General features: G+C 38.1%; 11 protein-coding genes. All 11 read right to left on the reverse strand.

Annotated elements, in window-relative coordinates:
• Positions 1–19 precede the first annotated feature (19 nt).
• The 11 genes from B1K71_RS16435 to B1K71_RS16485 all read right to left on the reverse strand — a co-directional run bounded on the left by B1K71_RS16435 (position 20) and on the right by B1K71_RS16485 (position 13589).
• Positions 20–1903, reverse strand: coding sequence for a beta-N-acetylhexosaminidase (locus tag B1K71_RS16435; RefSeq protein WP_077328941.1), 1884 nt, complete (start codon positions 1901–1903; stop codon positions 20–22).
• A gap of 28 nt (positions 1904–1931) precedes the next feature.
• Entirely contained in the window at positions 1932–2696 is a 765-nt protein-coding gene (locus B1K71_RS16440; RefSeq protein WP_077328943.1) for a carbon-nitrogen hydrolase family protein, read from the reverse strand.
• A 210-nt stretch (positions 2697–2906) separates the two neighbouring features.
• Complete coding sequence (gene betC, locus B1K71_RS16445) at positions 2907–4370, reverse strand: choline-sulfatase (protein WP_175631943.1); 1464 nt, start codon at positions 4368–4370, stop codon at positions 2907–2909.
• 44 nt (positions 4371–4414) lie between these two features.
• Positions 4415–5029, reverse strand: coding sequence for a YesL family protein (locus B1K71_RS16450; RefSeq protein ID WP_077328947.1), 615 nt, complete (start codon positions 5027–5029; stop codon positions 4415–4417).
• A gap of 29 nt (positions 5030–5058) precedes the next feature.
• The gene (locus B1K71_RS16455) at positions 5059–5889 is read right to left on the reverse strand and encodes a sugar phosphate isomerase/epimerase family protein (protein WP_077328949.1); all 831 of its coding nucleotides are present in this window, start codon (positions 5887–5889) and stop codon (positions 5059–5061) included.
• 22 nt (positions 5890–5911) lie between these two features.
• On the reverse strand, positions 5912–8050 hold the full coding sequence (locus B1K71_RS16460; RefSeq protein ID WP_077328951.1) for a Sip1-related alpha-galactosidase: 2139 nt from the start codon (positions 8048–8050) through the stop codon (positions 5912–5914).
• On the reverse strand, positions 8043–9338 hold the full coding sequence (locus B1K71_RS16465; protein WP_139343348.1) for an amidohydrolase family protein: 1296 nt from the start codon (positions 9336–9338) through the stop codon (positions 8043–8045). The genes B1K71_RS16460 and B1K71_RS16465 overlap by 8 nt, the downstream gene beginning before the upstream one ends.
• 55 nt (positions 9339–9393) lie before the next feature.
• The gene (locus tag B1K71_RS16470; RefSeq protein WP_077328955.1) at positions 9394–10695 is read right to left on the reverse strand and encodes an ABC transporter substrate-binding protein; all 1302 of its coding nucleotides are present in this window, start codon (positions 10693–10695) and stop codon (positions 9394–9396) included.
• Between the two features lie 89 nt (positions 10696–10784).
• Positions 10785–11672 (reverse strand): carbohydrate ABC transporter permease, encoded by an 888-nt coding sequence (locus B1K71_RS16475; protein ID WP_245799326.1) that lies wholly within the window; start codon positions 11670–11672, stop codon positions 10785–10787.
• Positions 11673–11675: 3 nt separating this feature from the next.
• Positions 11676–12563, reverse strand: a complete 888-nt coding sequence (locus B1K71_RS16480; protein WP_077328957.1) for a carbohydrate ABC transporter permease — start codon at positions 12561–12563, stop codon at positions 11676–11678.
• A 21-nt stretch (positions 12564–12584) separates the two neighbouring features.
• Positions 12585–13589, reverse strand: coding sequence for a LacI family DNA-binding transcriptional regulator (locus B1K71_RS16485; RefSeq protein WP_077328959.1), 1005 nt, complete (start codon positions 13587–13589; stop codon positions 12585–12587).
• Between the last annotated feature and the right edge of the window lie 374 nt (positions 13590–13963).

Consider the following 13963-nt stretch of genomic DNA (forward strand, 5'->3'; position numbering starts at 1 on the left):
ATGTCCACTTCCTTGCTTTTTAATTGGAAAGTGCACTAGCTGTTACTATCCGGTGGTAAGTGTTTCGACCCAATGTTCCGCCGGGCATCACCCATGGTGCATCATGGTAAAGACGTTCAGTCTCAAGTTCTTCCAACGAATCCACTTTTCCGTCCAAGTAATCTGTTAGCCGGTCTTTTGCAGTATTTAATCGTGCTATTACACCGCCATAGCGGATATCTAGTACTTCCCATCCAAATGGTTTATTGGTCGTAAGCCAAAGTGAACGTTGTTTTATGCGCAAATTATCAACCATGTCACGTAAAGGCACAACCTGATTTCGAAGTTCCGCTAAGCTTTGTTTATCCTGTTCCTCATAAGCACATTTCAGTTTCAGACCAAACTCCGCTTTAACACTCAAAACTTTAGCAAGCTGACTATAATAAGAGAACATGACACTCCATCTGGAACTATCTTGTTTAGCATTCGTCAGTTTTTCAGCCAAATTGCTATAATGCTCGTTCATCGACAGACCTTTTATGTTTGCATCATACAGACCTGTTAACACATCCTGCCATAATAAAAACTTTGATGGATGTGATTCTTTCAAATTATCTTTTGCAACACCAGGGGTTTCGTCAAACTCATTCAGTGCCAGGAAAGAATCAATATCTCCCCCTACACAGAATGAGAACCGGTCAGCCAATTTGCGCCTGTCCACCTGCCTGGAATACCCATGTTCAGCGAACAATTGCATACCGGGAAAACCTGTCAAAGGGGTTGTCTCAGCACCATTATCCGCCCACATAGTGGCAAATACTTCTTTTACTCCTTTACGCTTACACGCTTCCAATGCCGCATCCGTTGTAGCAAACGTTTTCCCGTAGTTCGGTGCAATTCCGTTCCAAGTCCATATGCCGCCAGCAAATATGGGATTAGAACCAAATACTTTATGTTTATCGATAAACGTTTCATAAAAGTTTTGATCTGTATGATAGTAATCCCAATAGACAAGTTGAAGGTTTTCCGGGACCGAGTTCATGACATCATCTGGAATTTCCGAGTAAGGGTCATAATACCCTCCCGTTTTTGAACCCAACCTAAAATACATATCACTCCAAATCATCGGTTTCAATTGATATTTCTCTGTAATCGATACAACCTGCTGCAAGTGTTCATTCATCACTGAAAAACGTTCCCGGTATCCGTTTTTTTCTAAATAGGAGCCCAGTCCCAGTCTATGTGCCTCGTCCATCCCTATATGGATACGGTCTGATTTAAAAGAACGACTTACCGTCCTAATCATTTCTTCAATAAATTGATATGTTTCCTTTTCACCAACAAGGAGAATATCCTCTGTATCTCTGATTTTTCCAGCATAATTCCATTTCAATGCTTCAGTTAAATGAGCTAATGTTTGGATGCAAGGAATCATTTCAATTCCTAAATGATCCGCATACACATCACACTCTTTTAATTCATCCTCTTTATAACGCCCGCGCATATAACCAAAGTAAGGATATTTTTTCATTTCAAATGTATCTTCGGTATACATCATAACAACATCCAAGCCCATCAAGGCCATTTTCCGCAAGAAATTTTTTATGCCTTCTACCGTCATGACACCATTTCTGGATGCATCAATCATAATGCCATTCGTATCAAATTGGGGAACCTCAATAATCTGAAAATGATTATGCTTATTCAGCTGTTGTATGAATAAGCCAAGTGCGCGGAAAAAGTGAATTCGCTTTTCATATCGAATTTTGCCACCCTCGTTTGTACAGCTCACCTCAATTGTTCCCGCTTTTTTTTCGATTTGGACTGGGAATCCGGCCGGACTTTGTGTAATCCCAAGTTCTGTACATATAATTGAAAGACCATCATTAAGTTCAGGTAATATACCTTTTAAATGCAAATCCACGATAAAGTCCCTCCATGAAAAAAATCTATTATATCTCAACTACGAGTAATTGTTGTTCTGCTACACCATATCTACCCTTCTTAAAAATTCCTTTTGGACCAATGGCCATTGAAGAACCAATGCATTTACGACCTCTCCATGATCCTTCACTTATCCAGCCCACATTGCTCACTCCTATAACAGTAATGCCATACAATGCAGCTAGTTCCCGATAAGGAACTTCCCATACTTTACCGTATGGATTAGCATAATTGTCATGATTACGGTCAACTGCCCATGCAGACGGTGACAGAATAAATCTGGCCCCCATTCTTGCTAATGAGTGCCCCAGCATTAATGAATCAGCTAAATTATCCGCGCAAATGTTTATCCCTGCTTTTCCAAACGGGGTATCTGTAACAGTGAGACGATCGCCCACAGAATACATAGATTCAATCTCCAGCAAATTTATTTTCCTGTGCCTGGACAGAATATTGCCATCAGGGGATATCAATACAGCGGCATTATATAATTTGTAATCCTCTCTTTCTGTTAAACCAGCTACGACATAGATCTTGTTTAATTTTGCTGCTTGGCAAAGGAATTCACTGCACTTGCCCGGAATGGGCTCCGCCAGCTGGCTGGCATTGGGGTTTGCCCAACCAATATCAAGACATTCCGGTAATACAACAAACATACAGCCTTGATTCGCTGCCTGTTCAATCATTTGTCTTGCCCTTTCAAGATTTTCAAGTTGTTTTCCACTTTCGACTAACATTTGGCCCATACCAATTTTTACTGGTTTATATTTCATATCAACACCTGCTACTCTGAAGGTTACGAGTTTATTAGGAATTTCTTACACTGCTTTTGTGCATCTTAATTCTATATATTCTTACCATCTAAACAAATGAAGCTGGGACAAAAGTGATTTATCTAAAAAAACGCTCCGGAAATAATTTCGCTCTCGGCAAGGTGGCTGCTGAGCCCCCTCGTAAGCAAGCTTTTTCCGCACCAATATCGGTTAATAGTTAAATGTATGATCCCAGCTGCTCTTTTTTCCAATTTTTAATGACTCCGCGACCATGATTCGTTCTTGTTGACTGTTTATAATATCTTTTTTTATTTGTTCCATATCAAACTCTGAAACGATTCTCTTCTTAAATTGTTGTAGAATGGACTGGTATTCGCTTAACTCTGCAAGGTTATTACGTTCAAGCGGATCTTCTTCAAGATTAAATAACAGCGGCCTTTCCTCATGAACATATATATATTTATAATTGCCGGATCGTAACATGACCATCGGTTGAATTGGCCCTTCGCCGTAATATTCACTAATAACTTCATCTTTCCAATCATCGTCCTTGTCTGCTAATAAGGCCTCCAGGCTATCACCATCCATTTTATCAATCCATTCTTCACATGAAGGTACCTCGGCCAGTGTCATAAAGGTTGCAGCCAGATCGACGAGAGATACTACTTCTTTAATCCTTTTTCCAGAATGAAAGCGCTCCGGGGATGATATAATTAAAGGGACCTTTACAGCCGGATCATAAAAAGTTCGCTTAAACCACATGCCATGCTCCCCAAGCATTTCTCCATGATCACTGGTTACAACAATAATCGTATTTTCCAGAAGATCCAGCCTGTCCAACTCATCAACAATTTGTCCTGCTTTTCGATCAAAATAAGTTACCATTCCATAATATGCACGTCGATTTTTTCTGATTTCTTCCTTTGATAACCCGCAAGTATCCAACTCATGATGGGTTTGAATCCATTGGTTAAAGGGATGCATGTCGTCAATTTTTTCACCGGTAACCTTTGGCATTGGAATATCCGTATTTTTGTACAAATTCCAGTATTCTTCTGTAATATGAAAAGGATCATGAGGATGAAAAAAAGAAGCACACAAAAAGAATGGTCTGTTATCTTTTTGTTCTCTGCGTTTAAATGCCCGTATTTGCTCAAGGGTCCGATGCAGTACTTTTTCGTCATAATCCAGATTATTATTCAATTCCACTGCACCAGGATTTTTAAGACGCTTTACACCGGTTCCATGATTTTGATAAACTCCTTTAGTCCAGTCAGGTGTTAAATCAAATGCAGCCGTATGTATATCCTTTGTTAATCGATGTTCAAACCCGTGTAACTGATCAGGTCCAACAAAGTGCATCTTTCCGGATAATACGGTTTCATATCCTGCCCGCCTTAAATGATGCAAGAATGTCGGGGTCCCAGCTGAAAGTTCCGAGCCATTATCATATACCCCAATATTACTAATCAAATTGCCGGTAACGAAAGAAGCTCTTGAAGGTGCACAAATAGGTGAATTACAATAAGCATTTTCAAATGTTACCCCATCATGTACAAGTCGATCGATATTTGGTGTTTTCACAGCCGGATGTCCCAGAGCTCCAACAACATCAAAAGCCATTTGATCTGCCATAATCATCACAATGTTTGGTTGCTGTCTTTTTTGTGTCATTCGAAACCCTCCGTATTTCTCCGTTAACGATTGATCCATCTTGTTTAACTGCTCTTTTCCAGTTTGTTAAAAGTCGGTAACGCAATCATGAGCCAAATATAACTAATAAAACTGCCTAAAAAGAAGAACATCAGAATAGGCATTTTTGCCATTAAAAAGAAAATTCCATACCCAAGAATCAGCATTAAAATAGCTTGAAACGGAGCAGCAAAGATCATTAATGCTCCCATTTTGATATACTGGTACCATTTCATCTTAAAGTGGACATAAACAGGGAAGAAAAAGACCACAACCATTAAATACATGCCTGCTATAATATATAGAAGTAACTGGACAATTTGCATCGATAAGGAATTATCCAAATTTAGAACAAACAGGTCTATGTATAGGATATAACCAATAATCATCATCACAATACCGGCAATATTTGATGTTGCAAATTCTTGCCGGTAAATGCCCCAAAATGTTTTAAATACCGAATCATGCAATTTATTATTACGCCACTTTCTGACCACAGCAAACATTGCAACGGTTGCAGGCACGAAACCAAACAGGATAAGCCCCGCAAGTGTGAATCCTATCCATAACATATTGATATATGCTAAACGGGAAAACCATTCCGCAAACCGTTCCAACGCACTTTTCCATCCCTGTGACAATGCATCCACTCCCTTTCCATGAAACCAAACTATACCGTCAAGTCAAGCTTGTCCTCAACAAATTCCCGGCAAATTTTTAAACTATTATAGGGTGTACTTGTTGTCTTATCTATTTCAACTGTAACCCAACCGTCATAATTTACTTCCTTCAGGTAAGCAACTATGGACTTTAATTCATCATTTAATGTACCCAGGCCAAGTTCACAAAAGATTGGCAATGCCTCATTGCCGGATAAAATAGGAAACGTATCCGCGTCTGCCTCCTCAGGCGAGATATCCTTTAAGTGAACATAAGCAATTCGATCATGGTACCGTTTAATCACATCCAATGGGTCCATGCCTGCCTTTTTTAAATGGGCTGTATCCGGGCAAAAGAATACATGTTTCGGGTCTGTTAACTCCATGATTGTGTCCAGTTCGAATTCATTTTCAATTTCTGTGTTTATATGGGGGTGAAGACAAGCTTTAACCCCTAATTCATGACACCTTTTCGCTGCCTCATTTATAGTTTCAGCCGCGATTTCCAAATCTTTTCTGGTGGAGCCGCCTTCTTTCCTGGGACCACCAGGACCAAAGACAATACAATTACTTCGGTTTGCGGCAAGGAATTTAGCCACTTTTACATTCCGCTCAATGATATATTGTCGTTTTGATTCATCTGTAAAATTACCACCGCCATAGAGAGCAGAAAGTTCAAAATCATATTTGTCTAATAACATTTGAAATTCATCTATTTTATCTTCGTATTGCATTGCCAGATGTGTAAAAGTTTCACACGCGTGATAGCCTAATTCAGATGCTTCTTTAAAACCCTTCAGTAATTCTTCCCCCCAGGTAATTAAATGACAGGAAACTTTCAATGCGCACACTCCTTCAAATCTTTTATTCTTGTATTTCCAGCACCATCGTTTGATTATCCGTTGAAAAACATTCAACAGTGTAGACGGGTTCGCTTGCGTCTAACTGCTTCACGCTTACTTCTTCTCCGTTCATCTTTACTTGCTTAACTCCTGATTCGGCCAGAAAAACAAATGTGCCTTCTTCTTTCAAGTTGATAACAACCTTGTCACTGGTTACATACTGGGTTGTAAATGTAGCCGGTGAAACATACTTATCTTGTAATCCCAAAGGCTTTATCACATGATCTTTTGGAATAACAAAATACAAGGAATAGTGGTCCTTTTCAAGAGAAGTCTTTATTCTTTCGTCGTGATGAAGAACCTTAACTGATCGATTAAAATAATCATATACATAGTATTCCTTCGTATTAAACCCCTCAATATTTGCCGGAGAGACATCCCCGGATACACGTTCCTGTGAAACATTAAAAACCCCTAATAATCCGATACCATTACTAGTATTCCACATCTTTAACGGTTTCTTCTCCTCTACCGGGTTTGACATCAGCATATCGATTGTTGGCAAACCCTGTTGCTCGCAACGAATTATTTTTCCATCTTTATAAATTAGCGGCCACAATATGGAATCATCAGTCTGCCCCACAGGATCACTTGTATAGATCGGACCTCCACTAAGTGCTCTTAACAGTGCATGGCGTTTTGAATCTTTGTGCTTTGACCAAAACATATCCCAGTCACACCAATAGATTCCGCCTTGATAAAACGAATTATATACGTTTTGCAGTGCATGTTCCGCAAAACCATTCTCATCATCCGGAACAAAATCATCACTGCTTCTCGATACAGCCGAAATTGGACGATTCCATATATTTTCAGATGCCATTCCCATGCAATTAATTACACAATGATCAAAATTGATTCCGACAGAGGCTTCCAGTGCTTTATGGGATTCTGTCGAGGCTTGCCCTATGGACATCTGTTTCATCGTAAAATTATTTATAGCGCTTTGACTGTCTACTTTTAAAAAATCAATACCCTGATCAAATAAATAAGAATGCCACGCTTCCCAAAATACAAACCCCTTACCTTTATCAGGATATGGTATTAACTTCTCACTATTGGTCTTTAGCAAGTACGGAGCCATTTCATTAGCCAATGAACTGTTGAGATGAACACCACCCCAGTATCCGGCAAGTGTATGCCATACCCCTGCTGATTTAACCCCATAGTCTTCTTTAATTTTCCTGATAAATTTTTTAAACCCATTTGGAAATTTTGTTGCATCCGGGCCAAAGTCCACCAGGCGATCATCGGCTGTTTGCGACCATCCATCGTCAATCATGACCCATTTTACTGGAAGTTGTTTTGCCTTTAATTCTTCCAATTTATTTAAAATACCTTTTTCATTTACATCATGGTAGAATGCATCCCAACTGCACCATCCCAAATAATCCAAACGCTTAGGATAACGCCTTTCATCCAGTGTTCTGGTGTTTCCACTTAATTCAAGCAAACGGCTGGTTGTTTGCTTGGCAAGTTCAAATGGATTGTTTCCTTTACCTAAGACAAAAACAGGTGTCTGACATTTGTCACGTCCCCCATCGTGTGAAGAAACAGTCAGGCAAATGCCTTGTTCATCTCCTGCAATATCTGTTTTGTAAATTGAACCAACGACCGGCAACAGATAATAATAATGATTTTTATTTTTCCATAATAAAGATTGGGTCCTTGAGGGAAGTGTTGTAATATCTTGATCAAAATGCGGTCGTGTCCACCAGTCCTTATGGCGATAAGCGGCAAACAATCCTTCAACTTTACCTAAATCAGTGATGTTGATTACTACACCATTTTCTGCAGGAAAATAGTTGTTTTTACCAAATTGCCTCTCACTATGAACAACCACATCTGTATAAGCACGAACAAACTGATCATAGCAATTTAGAATAAAAGAAAACTCTACAATTCCTTTATTTTTATAGTTATATTTATATTGGGTATACTTTCCGGAAGCATCTTTCTCTTCACTCAATTCCACACCAGTAAATTCCAAATCCACCTTGCCGATTTGGTCTAATTGCACTTCCAAAGAGATATTATGCATGACTTTTTCCTGACCAAAAAAAAGCTGTAAAAGTGCATGGTCATTTTGCACTTTAAACATAGGAATCCTCCTCTTCCAAAGACACTGGATCTAAATCTAATTGATACAACTCTATTAAATTATTTCTTAATACCCGATTAGCAAAATCACACGCATCATTCTCAGTCATATCACCATTTGCTACTTTGGAATTCAACACCTCCGAAAGCACTTTTTTAGCCAATTTTAAATGAGCGTACGTTCCTTCAACTTGATTATAATCTCCCCCAAATCCAAGAATCTTTGACTGTGGCACCATTTCTATCATTTGTGATAACAACTGTTTTGTAGCTGTTGGCGAAAGAATATAACACCAAGTTAAATCCGCGTAAGCATTCGGGAAGTTTTTAATAACAGATAAATATTCGTTATAATAGGGATATCCACCATGTAACAAAACAAAATGAGCCTTCTTATATTCCAATAAAAGTGGAATAAGTTCAGTCACTTTTGAATTTGTCACGATGTTTCCATTAGAGGATACACTTGGCTCCTGATGACCTGTGTGAATTTGAATTGGAATATTAAATTCAATTGAGCGCTGGATGACCCGGTGGATAATATAATCCTGAATTGGTTTAGCTTCTTCCTGGGACACAGATTCACCCAGCTGACATGTTTTTATTCTATTAAATACTCTCGCAGCCTCATCGAATGTCGGCTTTTGAACTGCCAATGTACGCCAGTAAGCTATGCCGATTTTAGTCCCAACCATTCCTTCACGAACATACTGGTTAATAATGGAATCTACCGCACTCAGGTAATCATCGAATTGATATATATCCAAATCTGCTTCACTCTCAATGGATTCAATATCTTTTAAAGACCTGATTTTAATCATGTGATCAGTCCACATAACAGGTCTAAAAAATTCAAAATCCACTTTTGTAGTAAAAATGAGTGGAAAAGCCAAATCAATCTTGGACTTTTCTGTTAACACTTTTTTGTATAAATCGGGATCCTGTGAAGCTTTTCTGACACGTTGACTAAGATCACATATCCCATCGACTGTCCAATCGTCCATTCCATATAAGTCCTCAACCGCCCATCTCAGCATTTGGGCATATGTAGTGTTTTTTACCTTTCCCCAATATTCCAGGAATACGACTGCTTTCTCCCGGTCAGACATTTTATTTTTTTTTCGGTCAAAGAATGATGCATCCATTCCTGCATTTATAAGATCAGAGCTTAAATAATGCAATATATCAAAGAAATCGGCATTCATTTCTCTCCGCTCCTTTTGCGGAATTAAGTGTTCATGTCCGTCTATAACTCTTATATTATTTAAGTGCCTGTCAATTGTGTTCAATGTCCATTCTCCTTTAGAAGCAGACGACTGCTAAAATAAGCAGCCGTCCCAGGAATTATTCTACCTCGACTTCAGGGTATCCATTTTTAACAGATGCCTTAAAATCGCTTAACGCCTTCTTATAGTCTTCACCACTGTCAATAGCCTCGGACGTAGCATCGTACCATAACGATGAAATAGCTTTATTCTTACCAGTTGCTTTTTGTGGCGGGATTTCCATCACAAGGTCATAATACGTTTTTAAAATCTTTTGATTTCCAAACAATTCATGTGTGAAATTACCCAAATTCTTTTCATACACTGTTTTTAATGCTGGCATATTCCCGGTTTTTTTGAGGTTATATTGCTGCCATTCTTCACTAGCGATAAACTTAATAAATTCATATGCCAGTTTTTTGTTGTCAGATCCTTCATAGATTGAACGGTATGTTCCGCCTTGGTAATAACCGCTTGGGGTTTTTGCAAGACCATATTTACCTTTTGCTTTGCCATTTTCGTTATCAACCATAAATCCGGCCCATGATGGATTTGCAAACATAATGACTCCGCCTTCGTTTAAAGCATCACCCCAACCGGCTGAGAAATAACCAAGTTTCGCATCAATGCCTTCTCCTCTAATCGTCTTCATCTTGTTGAAAACGGTTTCCCATTGAGGATCAATATTCAATTTACCATCTTTTATCCACATTTCCTGATTGGATACTTCCACATTATACACATCACCAAAATGTGAAATTAAATGTACTTTTCCATTACTCTTCTTTTTTACTTTTTTACCTAATTCTATTATCTTGTCCCACGAACTTACCATTTTTGAAACTTTCTGCGGATCGTCTGTTCCAAGATACTTCTTCGCAAGATCTCTATGATACCAAAATGCACCGGGGGAAGAATGGTCAGATATTGCACGAATTGTGCCATCTTCCGCAATACCAAGTTCTCTGACATACGGAATGTAATCTTCCACTAATTTTTCAGCGCCCATTTCGGACAAATTAGCTACAAATGGTTGATTAATAAACTTGCCCATATACCCTCTTTCAAGATCAAAAATATCGGGTACATCTGTTTTTGTATTAATTGCATTCATTAATTTGGTCTGATACTGGTCTCCCGGGAAAACACTTACATTTACTTTTACATTTGGATACTTTTCTTCAAATTTAGCGGCCATTTCCTTTACCTGACCAAAGAATGTCCAAATTTCCAGTTCACCTTGAAAGTCTTCTGGAGCTTTTGCATCAGCATTTACATCGGATGCGGCGTCACTTTTATCACCGCCATTCGAACAAGCCGCCAATAACCCCAACACAAAAACTAATACAAGAAATAATTTAAAAAATTTTAAGCTTTTCATTAATAACTTCCCCTTCCCTTTATAATAAATTTAAATACGGTAAAGGCATTTTAAGGTGATTATAACCCCCCCTTTAGAACTTTTGCTGTCTATTCCTTAACTGCACCTGCCATAACGTTACCAATAATTTGCTTCGAAAAGATTGCAAATACAATTAGAATTGGAATGATCGAGATAACAATCCCGACATACTGTGCACCATAATCAACATTAAATTGACTTCTGACACTGGCAATCATAACCGGAAGCGTTTGCAGCTTATTATCAAATAGAATAATCATAGGCTGCAGAAATTCGTTCCACTTCCCAATAAAGAGAAAGATTCCTAATGTCGCGACTGATGGTCCCATCAACGGAAGGCCAACCCGATGGAATATAGTTATTTCACTGCTTCCATCAATCCTTGCCGCTTCTACCATCTCCTTTGGAACAGAGTTATCTGCAACTTGTTTAAAAAAGAACAAGGCAAATGCATTACTAATGGACGGTAAAATGAGTGGCCAATACGTATTAATTAACCCAACTTGATTCATTAATCGGAAGAAACCTATAATCCCCAATTGTCCTGGAACCATCATCGTGGCTAATACACAAGCAAACAAAAATGCATTTCCTTTAAATTTGTATTTGGAAAAACCGTAACCACTCATTGCTGAGAAATACAAACCCAAAATAGTGGAAATCACGGTAATAAATAAACTGTTAACAAAACCTCTCCAAATAGGCACAACATCAATTAGCCGCTTATAGTTATCGATAAATCGATCCCCTGGCAACAATAATAATTTTCTAGCAATCTCCGAGTTCGAATGTGTAGAAGTAATAATCATACTGTAAAAAGGAATCAAACAGATAGTCGCAGATATTATCAACATAATCCAAATAAGTATCTTTATAATCAGGCTTTTTCGTTTTTGTGCCTTTATTTCTTTCTCGGTTATGGTAGAGGGCGGTATTACATCTATTGCTTGTTTCAATATCTACGCCTCCTTTTTCTTTCTGACGCCGGGTATCAAAAATGTAAGAATCGTTGCAATGGCAATAACAACAAATACGCCATAAGCTATGGTGGCTCCATAACCATAGTCATATCGTACAAACGCTGCCTCATAAAGATTCATAATCATTGTAAGCGTTGAATGATCAGGACCACTCCCGAGCATTAAAGGAGCGTCAAATATTTGCAGTCCACCGATGACGGACGTAATTAATGTAAAGATTAATACCGGTCTAATCAATGGAATCGTAATCCTAATAGCTGTTTGAAATTTAGAAGCACCGTCAATTTCAGCCGCTTCATATAAATCTTTTGGTATCGCTTGCAAACCAGCAAGGAAAACCAGCATGTTAAAACCGAAATTTTGAAACATCATGGTAAGGGCTACAATCCCCCTTGCCGTCCAAACATTATTCATCCAATAAATCGGGTCTTCAATCAAACCAATGGAGAGCAGGAATTGATTGATACTTCCTGTTTGCCAGTCAAACATTAATGCGAACATAACACCTAATGTAATCGGTGTAATGATGTTCGGAAAATAAAAGATTGCATGGAACAGATGTCTTCCCCGAATAAACTTTTCATGCAGAACAAGAGCAAGCGTTAATGCTATCGTTAACTGAGGGATAATAGAAAAAATCCAAATTACAAATGTATTCCAAATTGATTTATAAAAAAGTGTGTCATGAATTAATCTCTCATAATTAGCCAAGCCAATAAACGTTGGTTCATTAAATCCTTCCCAATTTGTAAAGCTTAAGTAAAATGAATAAAGTATTGGCCCTAATCCGAATATGATAAAAGTGATAAAAAATGGAGCAATAAAATAGTATCCATGTGGATTTTTATTTATTTTGCTCTTAAACATAGAAGTCACCCTCCTTCAATTTCATAGGCTTCTGCACGATTGACGAACTACTAGATTAGGTTTAATGAGTACTCGTCCAGGTAAATTCTCCGTCTGTCCGCTCAATTTATCAATTAAACCAATTGCTGCCTTTTCACCAATTTCCAGTAAAGGTTGTTTAACCGAAGTTAATGGCGGATAGACCCATTTGGAGACAGGAATATCATCAAATCCAACAATGGAAATATCTGATGGGACCCTGTAGCCTAATTCATTCGCACAAAGCAATGCCCCGATAGCCATCTCATCATTTGAAGCGATAACAGCTGTAACTTCACCTAAATTAAGTAATTCTTTCATTGCCTTATGTCCGCCTGATTCAGACCAATCGGATGAAATCACCCATGATGGGCTTTGTTCAAGCCCAAGATCTTTCATAGCACCTTCGTAGCCTTCTCTGCGCCAGTATGTTGCCGAAAATTCCTCTGGCCCAGTTATGTAAGCTATCTTTTTATGTCCTATCCGATGAAGATAGTGGACAACATCCCTTATTCCAAGCTCATTATCAACATCTACAGAAAAATTGTTCATTTGTTTATTTGTATCTCCAATCAGTACCACCGGAGTTACCAGTTCTTCTATCTTTTTTAAAAGATCATCAGGGCTTTTTAAAAAGCTGATTAGAATAAGTCCATCAACTTGTCTTTCATGTGCAAGGTCCAAGAATCCATACTCACCCTGGTAATTCGATGTTCTACTGTAATATGTACACTGATATCCATACAGATTGGTGATTTTTTCGATACCCCTAAAAATATCTGCATAAAAATTATTTGCAATGTCATCAACCACAATACCGATACTCTGTGTATGATTCTTGATTAACCTTCTCGCATTAACATTAGGATGATAATTAAGGGTTTTAATCGCCGATTTAAGTGCAAGTTCTGTTTCCTTTTTCACGGTATAACCATTTAAAAATCGGGAAACTGTACTTTTAGAAGTGTTTGCGAATTTTGCAACATCTTTAATTGTTGGATTACCCATTTCCAACCTCCCCCATTAGAAAGCGCTTACCTATTTACTAAAATAAAATCGCTCCCATTTTATTTCACAAAGTTGAATCAATGATTTCCCGGTCTTTCCAGAATTCCCTTTGAACTTTCCCTCAAAATAGTAGGAACGTTCCCAAAACTTTTATTATGATTGTATTTTAACCTATTTAGTCTAATTAAGCAATACATTTTTTCACAAAATCCGTCAATAAAACAACAAAATAGTTATAATATGCTAATAAACCCACAAAAAAACTTTCCTGCTGGCAATAGAATACCAACTTTCACCTGTTGCATTACCAGCTTGTTGGTAGATATCTTTTAATATAAATTTGGTGCCAATAGCTGTTTTGGCACCAAATCAGT

The sequence above is a fragment of the Virgibacillus siamensis genome (assembly GCF_900162695.1).
Classification (GTDB): Bacteria; Bacillota; Bacilli; order Bacillales; family Amphibacillaceae; genus Lentibacillus; species Lentibacillus siamensis_A.

Coding starts and splice junctions, on each gene's coding strand:
- B1K71_RS16480 (WP_077328957.1), bottom strand. CDS start 12,563: ATGTTTAAGAGCAAAATAAATAAAAATCCACATGGATACTATTTTATT.
- betC (WP_175631943.1), bottom strand. CDS start 4,370: ATGACACAAAAAAGACAGCAACCAAACATTGTGATGATTATGGCAGAT.
- B1K71_RS16460 (WP_077328951.1), bottom strand. CDS start 8,050: ATGTTTAAAGTGCAAAATGACCATGCACTTTTACAGCTTTTTTTTGGT.
- B1K71_RS16440 (WP_077328943.1), bottom strand. CDS start 2,696: ATGAAATATAAACCAGTAAAAATTGGTATGGGCCAAATGTTAGTCGAA.
- B1K71_RS16470 (WP_077328955.1), bottom strand. CDS start 10,695: ATGAAAAGCTTAAAATTTTTTAAATTATTTCTTGTATTAGTTTTTGTG.
- B1K71_RS16485 (WP_077328959.1), bottom strand. CDS start 13,589: ATGGGTAATCCAACAATTAAAGATGTTGCAAAATTCGCAAACACTTCT.